The organism is Williamsia soli (genome assembly GCF_017377795.1).
Taxonomy (GTDB): domain Bacteria; phylum Actinomycetota; class Actinomycetes; order Mycobacteriales; family Mycobacteriaceae; genus Williamsia; species Williamsia soli.
Map to the genome: position 1 here is coordinate 365,565 of NZ_JAFRDR010000002.1, position 16,616 is coordinate 382,180.

Sequence of the window (16,616 nt, forward strand, 5' to 3'; positions counted from 1 at the left end):
GCGCGCGTGCTGTGCGCAGCATTCGCGTCCGGTCAGGTCAGGTGGTCGAAATCACCCCGCACCCAACCCATGTGGCGATCGGCCGAGCGCCTTAAAATCCCCCGCGCATCGCTGTCGATGAAGTCGGCGAAGTTGCCGTAGATCCGGTCGAAATCGAACCTCTCGAGATGGGTCGTGACCCGTTCCACGACTGCCGCCGACAGCGGTATCCGATTGGGATAGCTGCGCATGAAACTGATGCTGGACCGATCCGGGTTGGGCAGGACGGTGTCGCCGGTGAGCAGCACGCCCCGTCCGCCCGCGCCCGCCCTCCAGTGCGCGACCGCACTTCCGGGGAAATGTCCGCCGGGCTGCGTCAGCGTCAACCCCGGTAGCACCTCCAGGTCGCCGTTCCACGACTCGATGACAGGGTCGTGGCGGGCCACCCATTCCAGGTCCGGCTCGGCAACCAGCACGGGTACCCCACCCAGCGCGTGACTCCATTCCACCTGCACCCCGAACATATGCGGATGACTGGCGACGATGGCCACCACGGCGCCGCACGACTGCACCGTCTCGACCCCCGGATCGTCGATGAACCCAGGCGGGTCCCACAGCACGTTCCCGGCGGGAGTGCACACCAACTTGCTCCGTTGGCCGATCCCGACACCCGGGACCGTGTGGATGTCGAGAAGCCCCGGTTCGAGTTCCTCGACGGCGATCCGCTGCCCCTCCGCGCCCAGCTGCGCCACCGACACCCACAGCTGTCCGCCCGGCGGCATGTACTGACGTTCGTCCTCGCAGATCCGGCACCGCGCCGGCAGATCCTCACCGTGCTCCACCGCGCACGTGCGGCAGATCATCGTCGATCGGTCCATGAATCATTGGTAGCAAAACGGCGTTGATATCGGGGCTGTGCTGGCGATTTGGGTTGAAGGCGGCCAGTCGGCTAATGTTATCCGGCGCTGGCAGGTACGCCCTGACAGCGTCTCGGGTCCGAGTGGCGGAATGGCAGACGCGCTAGCTTGAGGTGCTAGTGTCCTATTAACGGACGTGGGGGTTCAAGTCCCCCCTCGGACACCCAATGAGACCGTGGTTCGCAGAGATGCGATCCACGGTTTTTCTTTACCTTCGCCAACCATCCCGCATGCCTTCTCACCCGGGGTTACCTCTACAGTTCTTCGTGGCCGCGGGCGTCTCACTGTTTGCCCAGGTCGCCCCGAGATCTCTGCAGTCTGGCGCACCGGGTTCGCCTTCGCGGACCTGGTCGGGGCCATCGGGATCGCGTTACTCGGGCCCGCAGCCACCTGACTCCCCGTCCGGCTCGCGTGGACGAGGTGCACCGGCGCGGCCACTACAATGCCAAGCGTGCAATATGTGCCCTCCGAGTCCATTGATCCTGCCGACATGGCGATCTTCCGCCGAGTCCTGGATCAGGCGACCGAACTCGATGCCGGGCACCCCGACTCGATCCAGGTCCAACGCGCAGTTGCGCACATGTTCAAGAAGGCCAAGCGGAACCGGAAGAGACAGAAGCATCAGTTGCGCCTGGATGCGGATCGAAAAGTACTGGCAGCCACTGCAACCGGGTCTCCCGATCGGATCGATGACGAGACGGCGGGCTTACCGCTTACGGGCGCGCCCGGGTCGAGCGCCGGGACGCTCATCCGCCCGCAGAACTGTTATATCTGCAAACAAGAGTACACCCGGGTCGATGCCTTCCATCATCAATTGTGTCCCAGGTGCGCTGCCGAGAACCGCGAGAAACGCAACCAGCACGCAGATCTCACCGGCCGCCGAGCGCTGTTGACCGGAGGCCGGGCAAAGATCGGCATGTACATCGCGTTGATGCTGCTGCGTGATGGCGCTGATCTCACGATCACCACGCGGTTCCCGCGCGATGCCGCCCGGCGGTTCGCCCGGCAACCCGATTCGGACGTTTGGCTCCACCGCCTGCACATCGTCGGAATCGACCTTCGTGATCCCGCCCAGGTCACCGATCTGGCCGATGCCGTTGCCGCCGAGGGCCCGCTGGACATCCTCATCAACAACGCGGCGCAAACCGTACGGCGCTCCCCTGGCGCCTACAGTTCTCTGGCCGATGCCGAACTGGCTCCGTTGACCGGCGCCGCCGCGACCGTGCCGGTGCTGACGATGGGCGACAGCAGCGAACTCCATCCGCAGGCCCTCGCGTCCGGCGGCGACTCCGACTCCGCCGCCAAAGCACTCGCCGCGCTGGCGATGACCGCCGGCTCGGCAACAGTCGACCGGATCGCCGACGGGACCGCCATCGACGCCGGCGGACTCCTGCCCGACCTCGTGGACAGCAACAGCTGGGTCGAGACGGTTGACCAAGTCGATCCGTTGGAGCTCCTCGAGGTTCAGCTCTGCAACAGTGTGGCGCCGTTCATCCTCTTGTCGCGGCTGACGCCTGCGCTCCGGGCATCACCGGCCCGGCGCAAGTACGTGGTCAACGTCTCGGCGATGGAAGGGGTGTTCTCCCGCGGGTACAAGGGGCCGGGACACCCGCACACCAACATGGCCAAAGCTGCCCTGAACATGCTGACTCGGACCAGCGCCGGCGATCTGTTCAACGACGGGATCCTGGTGACGGCGGTCGACACCGGTTGGATCACCGACGAACGGCCGCACACCAGCAAGGTGCGTCTCGCCGAAGAGGGTTTTCGAGCCCCGCTCGACCTCGTCGACGGCGCGGCCAGGGTCTACGACCCGGTCGTCCAGGGGGAAGCAGGAGTCGACCTCTACGGATGTTTCCTCAAGGATTTCGAGCCGTACCCGTGGTGACCGTCGATGGCCGCTGAGGACACCGTGTCTCGGCGGTTGGCAGACGCGGTCCTGGCCATCGGCGATGAAAGCCTCGACGCGATGACCCGGATTCTTGCCGAGCTGGGCGACGACACCGCGAACAGGCGCCCGTCGCTGCCGGCGCGAACACCCCGTACGCGATCGTCTTCCACTGTGTCGGGATGCTGGAACACTGGGCGGGATCGGTCATCGCCGGGCTCGCCATCCCCCGGGATCGCGATGCCGAGTTCACGGCCTCTGGACCGGTCGACGGCCTGATCGGCAAGGTCGAGCAAGTGCGGACGAACTTGGTCGAGTGGGTGGATATCGCCGTGCGCGAAGGGATCAGGGATCGGTCCGCGCGCGGTTCGACCCGATCAGACGCGGCCACCGCGACTCCCGAGTGGGTGCTGATGCACATCCAGCGTGAGTTGGCCCAGCATCTGGGCCAACTCGAACTGACACGAGATGTCCTGACTCAGGCCTGACGCTCACGCACGTGATATGCGGCGCTGGCGTTTTCGCGTTTCTTCATCGCCTGGATGGCGGCATGGTGGCGTCGGGCGTGATACGCCAGCGGAAAGTAGGTCAGTCGGTCGGGCAACACCTTGTACGAACCGCGGATGACCTTGTGCATCCGCTCCAGATCTCGCTGCTCCTTGTCGCTCCAGCGCAGGCCGAGGATCTCGCGGACCCGCGGATCCATGACGCCCACCGTCGTCAGATAGTTCAGGTTCTGGAGAGGGGCGGTGGCGATCTCCGCAGCCTTGATCGCCGCTGGCCGCAGCCGGACCGGCACCGAGTCGGGAATCGGCGGAGCCTGCCGCATCTGGCCGATGAGCTCGAGCGCAACGGGGTGGGCCACCAACTTGTTGTTGATGAAATCGTCGAAATACTCGTGGAATTCGCCGATCGACTCGGGGTACCCCTTCATCGGCACCTGGACGATCTTCGCGATCCGGCGGTTGTCGCGGAAGATTTCCTGTTGCTCATCGGCGGTGAAGTCGCGCCCGATCAGGAGCGGTCCCGCGGACAGTGTGGTGGGGAACGCTGTCGCGATCACCCACTGATAGGCCTCGGGATTGAGTGCGCTGATGTGCTTGCCCGCGGCGTTCTTCATCTGCAGTGGCTGGTGCATCTTCCGCAGACGTTTGCCCTCGGCGAGCGCTTCCTCGCCACCGTAGACCCAGCGCAGTACCGAGTCGATCGAGCGGATCGCGCGCCCGCCCGGGTCGGTCCGGAAAACCGAGTACTTGCCGACGACGTCGCCGATCACCGGGTGCATCACCTGCATGACGAACGCTGCCCCGTTGACGGGCAGAAAGGTGAAGCGACCGGTCTGCTCTGCGGTGATCGAATCCGGCGGTACGAGCTCGATGTCGGTGTCGATGTTGTTGATCAGTTGGTCTTCGCCCTCTCCCGGGGCGGACGTGCGCTGACGGGGTGTCGATGCCGCGATCGTCATGGTGGATCCTCTCATCAGGAAACGTTTGTGTTCAGATTAACAGTCGATGTCGTATTCCGACAGGGTTTCGGGTCGAGTTCTCTGCGAACCGGGGTTGAACTACGGTCAGCAGGTGGTTTCCGTTCCTCTGATCTTCGATTGCGACACCGGTATCGACGATTCGCTCGCACTGGTCTATCTGCTGTCTCACCCCGCAGCTGACCTGCGCGCGGTGCTGTCCACCGGCGGTAACGTCCCGACCGACGTCGTCTGCGGCAACAATTTGGCCTGGTTGGAACTGTGCGGCCGCGACGACGTCGAGGTGTGCCTCGGTGCCGAGGCACCACTCGAGGCCCCTCTGATGACCACGGAGGACACCCACGGCCCGCTCGGCATCGGTTATGCCCAGCTGCCGGTGCCCACCACGACGAAATCGTCCCGCGACGCGGCGGATGCCTGGATCGACCTGACCGCGGACAACCCAGGCGAGATGGTGGGTTTGGTGACCGGCCCGCTGACCAACCTGGCGCTGGCCATCCGCAGGGACCCATCGCTGCCGACGCGGCTACGCAGACTGGTCATCATGGGCGGAGTGTTCCACCACGGTGGCAACACCACCCCGACCAGCGAGTGGAATATCGCGGTGGATCCGGAAGCAGCCAAAGAGGTGTTTGCCGCCTTCGGCGTCGACGGTGCGCCGCGGCCCATCGTCTGTCCACTCGATCTCACCGAGACCATCCGGATGACCCCGGACCACCTGGGCCGGCTCGCGGCACTCGCCGAATCCAGTCCGGTGGAACAACCTGGTCCGGACGACGAACCCGGAACCCGCTCCGTCGCGGACAACGTGATCGTCCGGCACCTGGTCGATGCCGTCCGCTTCTACTTCGAGTTCCACGAGGCACAGTCAGAGGGATACATCGCCCACATGCACGACCCCTTCGCCGCGGCCGTCGCCATCGACCCCTCTATCGCGGTCACGCGCTCTGCCTGCGTCGACGTGGAGACCGTCGGCTTGTTGACACGAGGGACCACGGTTGCCGACGAACGTGGATTCTGGGGTCGCCCGGTCAACGCCGAGATCGCCACCAGAACTGACCCCGACCTCTTCTTCGACGATCTGATCGAGCGCGTTGCGGCCTTCGCCCGTGAGCGTAGGGGTGGGCCGCGCGGGATGCAGTGAGGAACGAGGGAGCGCAGCGACTGAGAGACGAGCGAAGAGCGCGCAACAAGGCCCACGACGAAGCGAACAATAGTTACGTGTCGAAGGCTTCGACTATCTGGGCAGCGGCGAGAGCCGGGGTGAGGGTGCCGGCGCGGACGTCGTCTTCGACCCGGTCCCGGATTCCACGAACTTCGGGATTTGCATCGAGACGGCGCAGTAATTGGTCGGTGACCATCGCCCACATCCAATTGACCTGTTGGCGGTTGCGGCGGGCCTCGAACTCCCCCGCCTCACGCAGAACTTGCTTGTGTTTGAGAACCGTCTCCCAGAACTCCTTGACCCCGGTGTTCTCCATGGCGCTCATCGTCAGCACCGGAGGCCGCCAGATCGCCTCATGAGGCGTGAGGAGTTTGAGCGCGCCCTGTAGTTCGCGCGCCGCGTTCTGGGCTTCCCGCTGATATTTGCCGTCGGCCTTGTTGACGACAACGATGTCGGCGAGTTCGAGGACGCCTTTCTTGATGCCCTGCAACGAATCCCCGGTGCGGGCCAGGGTCAGGAAGCAGAAGACGTCGACCATGTTCGCCACGGTGACCTCGGACTGCCCGACACCCACGGTCTCGACGAGGACGACGTCGAAACCCGCCGCCTCGAGCAGCACCATGGTCTCGCGGGTGGCCTTGGCCACTCCGCCGAGCGTGCCAGAGGTCGGTGACGGGCGGATATACGCGCGGGGGTGCACGGAGAGCTGACCCATCCGGGTCTTGTCCCCCAGGATCGAGCCGCCGGTGCGCGTCGAGGACGGGTCGACGGCCAGGACTGCGACCTTGTGACCCTGCTCGATCAGGTACATCCCGAGCGCCTCGATGGTCGTCGACTTGCCGACCCCGGGCACACCCGTGATCCCTACGCGGTAGGAATCGCCGGCATCGGTACCCAGCGACAGGAGCAGTTCCTGTGCCTGGGCTCGATGGTCGGCCCGCGTCGATTCGACCAGCGTGATCGCACGCGCCAGATCGGCACGTTTGTCGGCACGTATGGCATCGGCCATCGCGGCCAGATCCAGTGGGGGCCTAGGCATGTGCGAATTCGGTCACGATGCGAGCTCGTGCCCCAGTTCGGTGGCCAACTTGTTGATCAGCTCCACTGCAGAGTCGGCGATGACGGTGCCGGGCGGGAAGATCGCCGCAGCCCCGGCCTCGTACAGTTCGTCGAAGTCGCCGGGCGGGATGACGCCGCCGACAACGATCATGATGTCGCCACGTCCGACCTTGGCCAGTGCGTCACGCAGCGCGGGCACCAGCGTGAGGTGGCCGGCCGCCAGCGACGAGACACCGACCACGTGCACGTCGTTGTCCGCGGCCTGCAGCGCCACCTCGTCGGGGGTCTGGAACAACGGGCCCACGTCGACATCGAACCCGAGATCGGCGAATGCCGTGGCAATCACCTTCTGACCTCGGTCGTGCCCGTCCTGGCCCATCTTGGCCACCAGCACACGCGGACGACGACCTTCTGCGTCGGCGAACTTGTTGACGATGTCGATCGCTGCGTCGATGTTCTTCACCTGACCGGCCTCATGTCGGTACACCCCACTGATCGTGCGGATCTCTGCCTGGTGGCGACCGTAGACCTTCTCCAGCGCCTCGGAGATCTCACCGACCGTGGCCTGATGCCGGGCAGCATCGATGGCCAGCGCCATCAGGTTGTTGTCCATGCCGCCCTTCTCGTCGGCAGCGGCGCGGGTGAGGTTGGCCAGCGCAGCTTCCACGGCATCGGAATCCCGGTTCGCACGAAGCCGCTCCAGCTTTTCGAGCTGCTCGACGCGAACCTTGGAGTTCTCGACCTTGAGGACCTCGATCTCCTGGTCCTCGTCGACCTGATATTTGTTGATGCCGAGCACCGGCTGCTGGCCCGAGTCGATGCGGGCCTGGGTGCGGGCCGCCGCCTCCTCGATCCTCAGCTTCGGGATGCCCTCGTTGATGGCCTGGGCCATACCGCCGGCCTCTTCGACCTCGGCGATGTGGGCGCGTGCCTTCGTCGCCAACTCGTGGGTGAGCCACTCGACGTAGTTCGACCCGGCCCACGGGTCGATCGGGCGGGTGGTCCCCGACTCCTGTTGGAGGAGCAGCTGGGTGTTGCGCGCGATCCGGGCGGAGAAGTCGGTCGGCAACGCGAGTGCCTCGTCGAGGGCGTTGGTGTGCAGCGACTGGGTGTGGCCCTGGGTCGCGGCCATCGCCTCGATACAGGTACGCGCCACGTTGTTGAACGGGTCCTGCGCGGTCAACGACCATCCAGACGTCTGCGAATGGGTACGCAGCGACCGTGATTTGGGGTTCTTGGCGTCGAACTTCGCGACCAGTTCACTCCAGATCAACCGGGCCGCACGCAGTTTGGCGACCTCCATGAAGAAGTTCATCCCGATTGCCCAAAAGAACGAGAGCCTCGGTGCGAACTTGTCGATGTCGAGTCCGACATCGACACCCGCGCGTAGGTACTCGATGCCGTCGGCAAGTGTGTACGCCAGCTCCAGATCGGCCGTGGCCCCGGCTTCTTGAATGTGGTAGCCCGAGATCGAGATCGAGTTGAACTTCGGCATCTTGAGGCTGGTGTACTCGAAGATGTTCGAGATGATCCGCATGGATGGCTTCGGCGGATAGATGTAGGTGTTGCGGACCATGAACTCTTTGAGGATGTCGTTCTGGATGGTCCCGGCCAACTTTTCGGGCGGCACACCCTGCTCCTCCGCGGCCACGACGTAGAGCGCCAGGATCGGCAGGACGGCGCCGTTCATCGTCATCGACACCGACACCGAACCCAGGTCGATACCGTCGAAGAGCTGACGCATGTCGAGGATGGAGTCGATGGCCACACCGGCCATTCCGACGTCTCCGGCGACGCGGGGGTGATCGGAATCGTAGCCGCGGTGGGTCGCGAGGTCGAAGGCGACCGACAGCCCCTTCTGACCGGCCGCGAGGTTACGGCGGTAGAACGCGTTCGACTCAGCGGCCGTGGAGAAACCGGCGTACTGACGAATGGTCCACGGCTGGTTCACATACATCGTCGGGTACGGACCACGCAGATACGGCACCGCGCCGGGGATGGTGTCGAGCGGGTACGGATTCTCGCCGCCGGTCGTCACCGCGTCCCGATCTGCGCGGGTGTAGATCGGCTTCACATCGATCAGCTCAGGTGTTTTCCAGGTGACCTGATCGGTCGAATACCCATGGGCGCCGGCCAGATCAGAGATGAGCTGATCGCTGTCACCCGCTGCCGGAGCGACAGCGGGGCTCTCCAGCGGGACATCGGCAAAGCTCGAGATCTTTTTCTGTGTACTAGTCATGTCAGCTCTTCGCCTCGATGGTGTCGAGTAGTTCGGTCAGCGTGGAGATGGCGTCGATCCCGATCTGCAGGAATCCGTCCGGGGTGTCCGCTGAGTCGGTCCACGCCTTCGGTGGTCCGGCCAGCAGTACAGTGCCGACACCGGCGGCACGGGCGGCGGCGAGCGCGGCGCCGCCATCGGTTTCATACCGGGGATTGGCGGCGCACAACACGGCGACGGCGGGCCCTCCGGCAGCGTCGACGGCGGCAGGAACCGACTCTCCATCCAGCGGACCGGGATTGACGGTTTCGATGCCGCCGGCCGCCAACAGGTTCGCGACGAAGGTCGTCCGGCCGTTGTGTTCGGCCACCGAGCCCAGCGGAAGCAGTATCGCCAAAGGGCGCCGGCCGTGCGCTGCGAGATAGGCATCGGATCGATCGCGCAGACGCTCGAACGGGCGGGCGATCCGCGCCAGGTTGGGAGCTGCTGAAGGTAGATCCGCGAAGTCGGCGGACCCCTCGGTACCCAGAGGTTTCTCGGCCAGGTTCGGGAATTCGTTGATTCCGGTGAGCGCCGTGGCGCGATGCGCGACGGCCTTGTCGCGCGCAGCCAACGCCGTAGCGATCTGCTCCCCGATCCAGCCGTCGGCGAGAGCCTGGCGGTACCCGCCCTTGGCTTCGATCTCCTGGAAGAGCGCCCACGCGGACACGGCCAGATCGTCGGTCAACGATTCTACGAACCACGCGCCGCCCGCCGGGTCGATGACCTTGGCGACGTTGGACTCCTCGAGCAGCAACAACTGGGTGTTGCGGGCCATCCGTCGCGAGAAACTCGGATTGGTGGTGCGGTCCGACGGTGCCAAGGCGGCGTCGAACGGCAGCACTGTGATCTGATCTGCACCGCCGACTCCCGCGCCGAACGTCGCCGTGGTCACCCGGAGCATGTTCACCCAGGGATCGCGCTGACTCATCATGCCCAGCGCGGTGATGCCGTGGGTCACCGCAGCCCCGGCGTCCGGTGCGCCGGTGACGTCGGCCACCCTGCCCCACAAACGCCGGATCGCCCGGAACTTGGCCATCGTGCCGAACTGGTCATCTGTGGCCGACAACGCAAAGGTCAACTGCGCCAACGCCTTGTCGACATCGAGCCCGGCCTCGGTCAGCGCGCGTAGATAATCGACGCCCGCCGCGGTGACGAGTGCCAACTCCTGCACATCCGTCGCACCGCCGAGCGCGAAGTCGGTGCCGTCCACCCGGATCGCACGCACTCCGGTCCCGGCCGTCACAGCAACCTTCACCGCGGCATCGAGGTCGACGGTGCGGCGACCGGAGTACGCCGCAGTCAGCGGCGAGAGTCCGAAGGACGAGACCGTGCCGACCGAAGCCGTGTCGGGCAGAAGCGCGGTGACCGCGTCGGCTGCAGCGACGCCGTCCGCGCCGGCATCGAGCGTGACCGGGACGAGGTCGAGCAGCACACCGTCCAGGACTTGGGTGAGCTGTTCTGGGGCGATGGCATCAGGCCCTACCGCCAGCCACAGGCCGCTCGCGCCGTTGTTCAACGCGTCGAGGATCGCCGCGTTCAGTGCGGCCGGATCCTGGGGTTCGCCGGTCGGATCACCGAAACGCTCGGTGACCCGCCATCCCATGTTCACATCGCGCGCCGGATCGCTACCCCGGACGAACGGATAGGTACCCGGCAGTCCGGGCTCGTCGAGTTCGTCGCGCCGCGTGTACAGCGGTTTGATGACGAGTTCGTCAGGCGTGATCGTCGAGAGCAATACCTCAGGGGTGTCGCGAAGATCCGCGACGTCAACACGCTTGGACTTCGCAAGTACCTGCGCAGCGGCGGCGGACCACTGCTCGTAGTTGGCCTCCAGGTCTTGGAAGTCTGGTCCGGTATCCGGCATTCGTCGTGAGCCCTTCGATCAGCTGGTGACGTCGTGATGTCTGTCGCATCTGGACGTGGATCGACAGTAGCCGATCAAACGCTCGGGCCGAGCAAGGAGGTGGGTACTGCCACAGTGGTATCGAGCACATCGGCGTGCAGATATCAGCCGTATGGTTGTGGACGTGAAAACCAGTGGCCGACTGACCCGGCGCAAGGCCGTGATCCGGGCGCTCGTGGGACTGGTTGTGGTGCTCGCCGTATTGCTGTGCGCTTACCTCATACCGGTGCCCTCGGTGGCCCGGTTACGCGACTGGGCCGACTCTTTCGGACCGGGTTTCGTGTGGATCTTCTTCATCGGTTACGCCATCATCGCCATCTTCCCTGTTCCCCGATCGGCCTTCACCGTTGCCTCCGGTGTGCTCTTCGGTCCCCTGGTCGGTTTCATCGGTGCGATGTTGGCGACCACTTTTGCTGCGATCATGGCGTTTGTGCTGGTCCGGCGCTATGGCCGGAGGATCGCGAGGCCGTACCTGCGCCATCCGGCGGCGCGAGCGGTCGAATTGCGGATGGAACATCGCGGGTGGTTGGCAGTGGGCTCACTACGTCTGATCGCGGCGTTCCCGTTCTCCGTCACCAACTACGTCGCGGCGCTCTCGTCGATCAAGTTCGTCCCCTACGCGGTGGCCACCGTCATCGGTGTCATGCCCGGCACGGCGGCAATCGTCATTCTCGGCAACGCTCTCGCCGGCGAAGGCAGCGTCGGGGCGCTCGCGCTCTCGGCCTCACTTTTCAGCCTGGGGGTGATCGGATTGATCCTCGATGCCCGGCTCGGGGTGCCGTCAGCCGCCGATGACGTGGAAACAGTCGATGACGAGGCTGCGAACTCCGACGAGCCGACCGATGAACTTTCCCCCCGCGCCACCTGACTCCCCCGGCACCTCCGATGATGGGTTGTTTTGGCGGTCTTCACCTGCTGTTTTGTTCACCAGAACGACCCATTATCGGGGTAGGGGCGGGAGTTCGAGGTTCTCGCGGAACGTGCCGCCGACGTAATCGTTTCCGACGACTCCCCGACGGCGCAGTTCGGGCAGTAGACCGTTGACGACGAAGTCCCGGCTGATCGGATCGGCGAGCCCGCCGAGGCTGATGACGTCGAGCACCCCGGCGTCATATCGCTCGACGATCGCGTCGGCGATCTGTTCCGGAGTACCGGACTCCGCCCAATGCCCGGTGTCCTTCGCGGCGACGATCAACTCTCGTAACGTCTTACCCTGACGTGCCAGGGCGCTGAAGATCTCGACCCGGCCGCGACGCCGGTTCACCGTGCGCGGGTCAGGCAGCACCGACTCCGGAATCGGCTTGTCCAGCGGCAACTCCGACAAGTCGACCCCACCGCCGAGCATGTCTTCGAGCCCGGCGAGTCCGGCGGTCAGGTCGATCGACTCCTCCCTCTCCTTGACCAGCGCCCGGACCTCGGCCTCGGTGGAGCCGTACGTCGCGTGGAGCGAGCTGAAGATGAAGGGCAGCTGCGGGTCCCGTCCCAGCTCCGCAGCGCGCGACCGGATCGTCTTCGCGTAGGTGGTGGCATCCTCGATGGTCGCGAGCGATGTGAACACGACTTCGGCGAATCGGGCTCCGAGTTCTACGCCACCGGCCGATTGCCCGGCCTGGAACTGGACGGGGCGCCCTTGGGGCAGCGACGGGATGTTGAGGGGGCCGCGCACCGTGAAGTAGGTGCCGCGATGGTCGATGGGCCGGACCAGATCCGGATCGAGCACAGCGCCGTCGGGTCCCGGACTCAACGCTCCGGGCCGCCAGCTGTCGAACAGCGCGGCGACCACCTCGAGCGACTCGGTCGCTCGCGCGTATCGCTCCTCGGGGCTCGGCAGTTCCAGATCGCTGTAGTTCTCCTCACCGAGAGACGAGGTCACCGCGTTCCAGGCTGCCCGGCCGTTGCTGATGTGGTCAAGGGTCCCGAAGAGCCGCGCGAGGTTGTACGGGTGATGGAACGTCGTGGTCACGGTCGCTATCAGCCCGACATCAGAGGTGACCGCGCTGAGCGCAGCGAGGTACATGAGGGGCTCTTGGGCGCCGATCGCGCCCTGTGCCCCGAACGCGAGAAGGTCGGCGGCGAAAAGTGCGTCGATCTTGTTGGTCTCGGCGATCTGCGCGACCTCGGCGGCCGAGGCGAGCGTCGATCGGGCCGGATCGATCGCGGCGTCGTAGACGTCCGTACCCCCACTGACCCCGGTGACCGTCTTGAGTGGCCGGCGTCGCCCGGTCATCGGGTGATCGCCTCGTCGAGCGCGCGCAGATACCCGTCGATGTCGTCGAAATGGACCACGTGCCCCGCGCCCGGAACCGTGAGCACATGAAAGCCACGCTGCCGCAGGGAATCGGCGTGTTCGGCGGATACGAGTGCGCTCGGATCGGCAAGGATCACCGCCGTCGGTACCTGCGGAGTCGTGATCGTGGCCGGCGTGAACTGCGGCAGGTCATCGAGAAACGTCTCATCCCACTGCGCCAGTGCCTCGAGTTTGCGGCGGCGGCTCTCGTCACCCCACTGGGGGTAGATCCGGTTGATGTCGTCGATCGTCCACTTCTTCTGTGCGCGAAATGCTTCCACGACCTCGGGGACGAGGGCCACCGTCCACGCCGGATCTTCGAACACCGCGAGTCGGGGCGCCAGGCGGTCCAGTGCGTGCGCCAGCACCAGTCCGCCGAGCGAGTGACCGATCGCCAGCGCCGGCTGTGCGGGTACGGCCCCGACGACGGCGTCGACGAGCGACTCGACCGAGTAGTTGTCCGATGCTGCGCTGCGTCCGTGGCCCGGCAAGTCGACCGCGTGCACCGAGTAACCGCGGTCGGCGAGCGCGGGGCCGACCTCCCACCACGATTCGGACGAATTGCCGAGACCGTGGATCAGGACCGCATCACGCTCTCCCGAACCCCACCGTCCGACCCGGATCTCGTCAGCCACTTCTCCACGCCTCTCATCTCACCCGAACGTAGGGCCACGGTTCACCGTGCCGCCCGCGGCCGAGCGTACGAAGCCGGAGACGTCGGCGACAGGGATAGATGCAGCGTGATTCTCCCAGGAACAAGACGACTAGCTCGTCAGCTATACGGATCTTTGCTCCGATCAAGCCACTTAGCTTGATTGATTGATATAAAGCCATTTGGCTTGATACTGTCAGATCCAGGGTGAAAGCTTGACCAGAGAGTAGGGAGTCTGCATGTTCGTGATGACGACAGACCAGCGCCGGAGCCGGCGCGACGTCGATCGGGTTCCCGAGGCAGTCGCCGCACTCTCGGCCATCCCGACCATACGGTCGTTCGATCGCACCGCCGGAGATGAGTTCCAGGCGGTCTTCGACTCACCGGGCGCCCTCACCGACGCCATAGTCATACTCGCCGAACTCGGCCCCTGGAGCATCGGAATCGGGATCGGCGACGTCGAGCGACCGCTCCCCACACAGACCCGGGCGGGCCGCGGCGCCGCCTTCGAACGAGCTCGCATCGCGGTCACCGACGCCAAACGCGCCCCCCACCCCGTGGCCGTGGTCGGCGCCGATCCGGAGACAGCCTCGTCCGCCCAGACCGCGGCAAGGCTGCTCGTCCTCCTGGTCGGGGAACGATCGGAGGCCGGACGGGCCGCGGTCCGGGAGATGCGGCGTGAACGCACACAGTCAGAGGCGGCTGCCACACTCGGTGTCACACCCCAGGCGATGTCCCAACGGCTTCGCGCCGCCAACTGGTATCTCGAGGAGGACACCCGAATGCTCGTCACCCGCTTGCTGGCGGACGCCCGATGATCGTCGCGGCACTGATCGCCTTCTGCGCGACCGCAGTCCTTCCGTTGATCCTCGGTCGGGTACCGGTCGGCCACGGGATGAGGGCGAACATCGCAGCCGCGGCAGCCACACCCGTCTTGCTCGGAGTGGTTGCGCTACTTGCGTTGGCTGCCGACCCGGCCACCGGCAGACTCGAGGTGTTTGTCCATGTCCTGACGGTCGTCACCGCGGTCACCGGTGGCACTCTGCTGGTCCGAGGCGCCCTGCTGCTCGGCGGGATCGAACCCTGGCAGCTCGACTCCCCGCCACCCGCGCCGGGCGGAGCAGACAACGCGCCGCCGGATCCGACACCACTGCGTGGCGGCCGCGTCATCGGCTACCTCGAGAGGATTGCGGTGGTCGCCGCGCTGGGACTTCGCTGGCCGGAGGCCATCGCCATCGTGTTGGCAGTCAAGGGACTCGGACGCTATCCCGAATTACGGGAGTCGGGCGCGGCCGAGCAGTTCATCATCGGAACCCTGGCATCGGTGCTGTGGGCCGCGGCAGTAGCGGGAACCGGGTACCTACTGTTGCTGTGAATCCGGCTCGGAGACCGGCGCTTGCCATCCCGGTGTCGCGGGCGAGTTGTACGACCCCTTCTCCAACGCGGTATCGGCGCGCCGGGCCGACAGCGGGGGCTGTTCAGACACCGGGGTCCGGGCGACGGCTTCCGCGTCGGCCACCGCCTGCGCCACCTTCGGATCCGCCGCGGTCTCGAACCAGTCCGCAATATCGGATTCATCGACTTCGGTGGTGCCGTCGTCGGCAGGGGCCTCGTATCTGAAGACACCGTCGTCGGATCGGGTGCCGAACGACTTCGCGAAACCCTGCAGCGCAGAACCGAAGTCACTGGGAACAACCCACACCTTGCTGGCCTCGCCCTTCGCCATCTCGGGCAACTGCTGGAGGTACTGGTAGGCAAGCAGCTCCGGGGTCGGTTTCGCCGACTTGATCGCAGCGAAGACCTTCTGGATCGACTTCGCCTCACCCTGCGCTCGCAGGTATTGAGCCGCGCGGTCACCCTGCGCTTGCAGGATGCGCGACTGCCGATCGCCCTCAGCGTTGAGGATGGCAGCTTGCTTGGCGCCCTCGGCGTAGAGGATCTGACTCTGTTTGTTGCCCTCTGCGGTCTTGATCGCGGACTCGCGCTGTCCTTCAGCGGTCAGGATGGTGGCCCGCTTCTCGCGGTCGGCCTTCATCTGCTTTTCCATCGATTCCTGGATGGACGGTGGCGGCAGGATGCTCTTCAACTCAACCCGCGCAACGCGCAGACCCCAGCGACCGGTCGCCTCGTCGAGCACCCCGCGAAGCTGAGCGTTGATCGAATCACGCGACGTCAGCGTCTCTTCGAGGGTCATGCCGCCGACAACGTTTCGCAGTGTGGTCGTGGCCAACTGCTCGACACCGACGATGTAATCGTTGATCTCATAGACCGCGAAATGAGGGGTGGTCACCTGGAAGTACACCACGGTGTCGATGAGCACGGTGAGGTTGTCCTCGGTGATCACCGGCTGCGGAGCGAACGAGACAACACGCTCTCGCAGGTCGATGCGCGCACGAATGCGGTCAACGAACGGAACGAGCAACGTCAACTGACCGGACACGGTCTTGGTGTACCGGCCGAGCCTCTCGATCACCGCCGCCTCGGCCTGCGGGATCAGAGCCACGGACTTGGCCAGGATCACCGCCACCAGCAGAACCAGCACGATGATGACAATCAGACCGACCAACATTGCGTTGCTCATCCTTTCCACACGACAGCGGTGGCGCCGTCGATCTCCAAAACCGTCACTGCTTCACCCTCGTCGAATCGATCACCGGGATGCGCGGCCCGGGCCGACCAGATCCCACCGCTGAACTTGACCTGACCACCGTCTTCGGTGATCGCCGCGACCACCACACCGTGCTGACCCACCAAGGCCTCGGTGTTGGTCGCAAGACGGGGCCTACTGAACATGTGGCGTTTCGCAACCGGCCGAACAGTGAACAACAACAGCAGCGACACGACGGCGAACACGACGCCGTCGACCCACAGTGGTGGATCGAACACGGCGCTGACGCCGGCTGCCGACAGGGCACCACCGGCCAGCATCAGAAGGATCAGATCGCCGCTGAGTGCTTCAGCACCGATCAGGATCAACCCGGCTACGAGCCATAACAGTGCTCCCATACTTCGAGTCTGCCACG

General features: G+C 65.3%; 15 protein-coding genes and 1 tRNA gene. 7 read left to right on the forward strand and 9 right to left on the reverse strand.

Translation table 11 applies throughout. The features are described 5' to 3' along the window. Positions 1 to 32 precede the first annotated feature (32 nt). Positions 33 to 857, reverse strand: coding sequence for an MBL fold metallo-hydrolase (locus J3S28_RS06275; RefSeq protein ID WP_207838868.1), 825 nt, complete (start codon positions 855 to 857; stop codon positions 33 to 35). Between the two features lie 116 nt (positions 858 to 973). Between J3S28_RS06275 and J3S28_RS06280 the strand changes: the two genes are divergently transcribed. The 3 genes from J3S28_RS06280 to J3S28_RS28270 all read left to right on the forward strand — a co-directional run bounded on the left by J3S28_RS06280 (position 974) and on the right by J3S28_RS28270 (position 3,272). Beyond that, positions 974 to 1,059, forward strand: a tRNA-Leu gene (locus tag J3S28_RS06280). Positions 1,060 to 1,386: 327 nt separating this feature from the next. After that, positions 1,387 to 2,784: an SDR family NAD(P)-dependent oxidoreductase gene (locus tag J3S28_RS06285; protein ID WP_372435966.1), complete on the forward strand. Its 1,398-nt coding sequence runs from the start codon at positions 1,387 to 1,389 to the stop codon at positions 2,782 to 2,784. A 182-nt stretch (positions 2,785 to 2,966) separates the two neighbouring features. Beyond that, on the forward strand, positions 2,967 to 3,272 hold the full coding sequence (locus J3S28_RS28270) for a mycothiol transferase (RefSeq protein WP_237341132.1): 306 nt from the start codon (positions 2,967 to 2,969) through the stop codon (positions 3,270 to 3,272). Here J3S28_RS28270 and J3S28_RS06295 read toward each other — a convergent pair. After that, a complete protein-coding gene (locus J3S28_RS06295; protein ID WP_207838874.1) occupies positions 3,263 to 4,249 on the reverse strand; it encodes an oxygenase MpaB family protein in 987 nt (328 codons plus the stop codon). The genes J3S28_RS28270 and J3S28_RS06295 overlap by 10 nt on opposite strands. A 112-nt stretch (positions 4,250 to 4,361) precedes the next feature. Here J3S28_RS06295 and J3S28_RS06300 point away from each other — a divergent pair, with 112 nt between their 5' ends. Then, the gene (locus tag J3S28_RS06300; RefSeq protein ID WP_307796892.1) at positions 4,362 to 5,411 is read left to right on the forward strand and encodes a nucleoside hydrolase; all 1,050 of its coding nucleotides are present in this window, start codon (positions 4,362 to 4,364) and stop codon (positions 5,409 to 5,411) included. 73 nt (positions 5,412 to 5,484) lie between these two features. Here J3S28_RS06300 and meaB read toward each other — a convergent pair whose 3' ends face one another. The 3 genes from meaB to J3S28_RS06315 are packed head-to-tail and all read right to left on the reverse strand — an operon-like array spanning position 5,485 to position 10,615. After that, positions 5,485 to 6,471 carry a methylmalonyl Co-A mutase-associated GTPase MeaB gene (meaB, locus tag J3S28_RS06305; RefSeq protein ID WP_207838877.1) on the reverse strand — a complete coding sequence of 329 codons (987 nt, stop codon included), beginning with the start codon at positions 6,469 to 6,471 and terminating at the stop codon, positions 5,485 to 5,487. Positions 6,472 to 6,483: 12 nt separating this feature from the next. After that, positions 6,484 to 8,730: a methylmalonyl-CoA mutase gene (gene scpA / locus J3S28_RS06310; RefSeq protein ID WP_207838879.1), complete on the reverse strand. Its 2,247-nt coding sequence runs from the start codon at positions 8,728 to 8,730 to the stop codon at positions 6,484 to 6,486. Position 8,731: 1 nt separating this feature from the next. Beyond that, entirely contained in the window at positions 8,732 to 10,615 is a 1,884-nt protein-coding gene (locus tag J3S28_RS06315; RefSeq protein ID WP_207838881.1) for a methylmalonyl-CoA mutase family protein, read from the reverse strand. Between the two features lie 163 nt (positions 10,616 to 10,778). On the opposite strand from J3S28_RS06315, the gene J3S28_RS06320 reads away from it, so the two are divergent. Then, a complete protein-coding gene (locus J3S28_RS06320) occupies positions 10,779 to 11,522 on the forward strand; it encodes a TVP38/TMEM64 family protein (protein ID WP_307796895.1) in 744 nt (247 codons plus the stop codon). 72 nt (positions 11,523 to 11,594) lie between these two features. On the opposite strand, the gene J3S28_RS06325 is transcribed toward J3S28_RS06320, so the two are convergent. Both J3S28_RS06325 and J3S28_RS06330 read right to left on the reverse strand, forming a co-directional pair. Next, the gene (locus tag J3S28_RS06325) at positions 11,595 to 12,881 is read right to left on the reverse strand and encodes an NtaA/DmoA family FMN-dependent monooxygenase (protein ID WP_207838885.1); all 1,287 of its coding nucleotides are present in this window, start codon (positions 12,879 to 12,881) and stop codon (positions 11,595 to 11,597) included. Then, positions 12,878 to 13,576, reverse strand: coding sequence for an alpha/beta fold hydrolase (locus tag J3S28_RS06330; RefSeq protein WP_207838887.1), 699 nt, complete (start codon positions 13,574 to 13,576; stop codon positions 12,878 to 12,880). Before J3S28_RS06330 ends, J3S28_RS06325 begins: the two co-directional genes overlap by 4 nt. A gap of 256 nt (positions 13,577 to 13,832) precedes the next feature. On the opposite strand from J3S28_RS06330, the gene J3S28_RS06335 reads away from it, so the two are divergent. Continuing rightward, on the forward strand, positions 13,833 to 14,411 hold the full coding sequence (locus J3S28_RS06335) for a hypothetical protein (protein ID WP_207838889.1): 579 nt from the start codon (positions 13,833 to 13,835) through the stop codon (positions 14,409 to 14,411). Next, positions 14,408 to 14,968 (forward strand): hypothetical protein, encoded by a 561-nt coding sequence (locus J3S28_RS06340; RefSeq protein WP_207838892.1) that lies wholly within the window; start codon positions 14,408 to 14,410, stop codon positions 14,966 to 14,968. Before J3S28_RS06335 ends, J3S28_RS06340 begins: the two co-directional genes overlap by 4 nt. Here the strand turns inward: J3S28_RS06340 and J3S28_RS06345 are convergent. After that, entirely contained in the window at positions 14,954 to 16,174 is a 1,221-nt protein-coding gene (locus J3S28_RS06345; protein ID WP_207838893.1) for an SPFH domain-containing protein, read from the reverse strand. The two genes, J3S28_RS06340 and J3S28_RS06345, sit on opposite strands and share 15 nt — an antisense overlap. Continuing rightward, on the reverse strand, positions 16,171 to 16,599 hold the full coding sequence (locus J3S28_RS06350; protein ID WP_207838894.1) for an NfeD family protein: 429 nt from the start codon (positions 16,597 to 16,599) through the stop codon (positions 16,171 to 16,173). The genes J3S28_RS06345 and J3S28_RS06350 overlap by 4 nt, the downstream gene beginning before the upstream one ends. Positions 16,600 to 16,616: the final 17 nt, after the last annotated feature.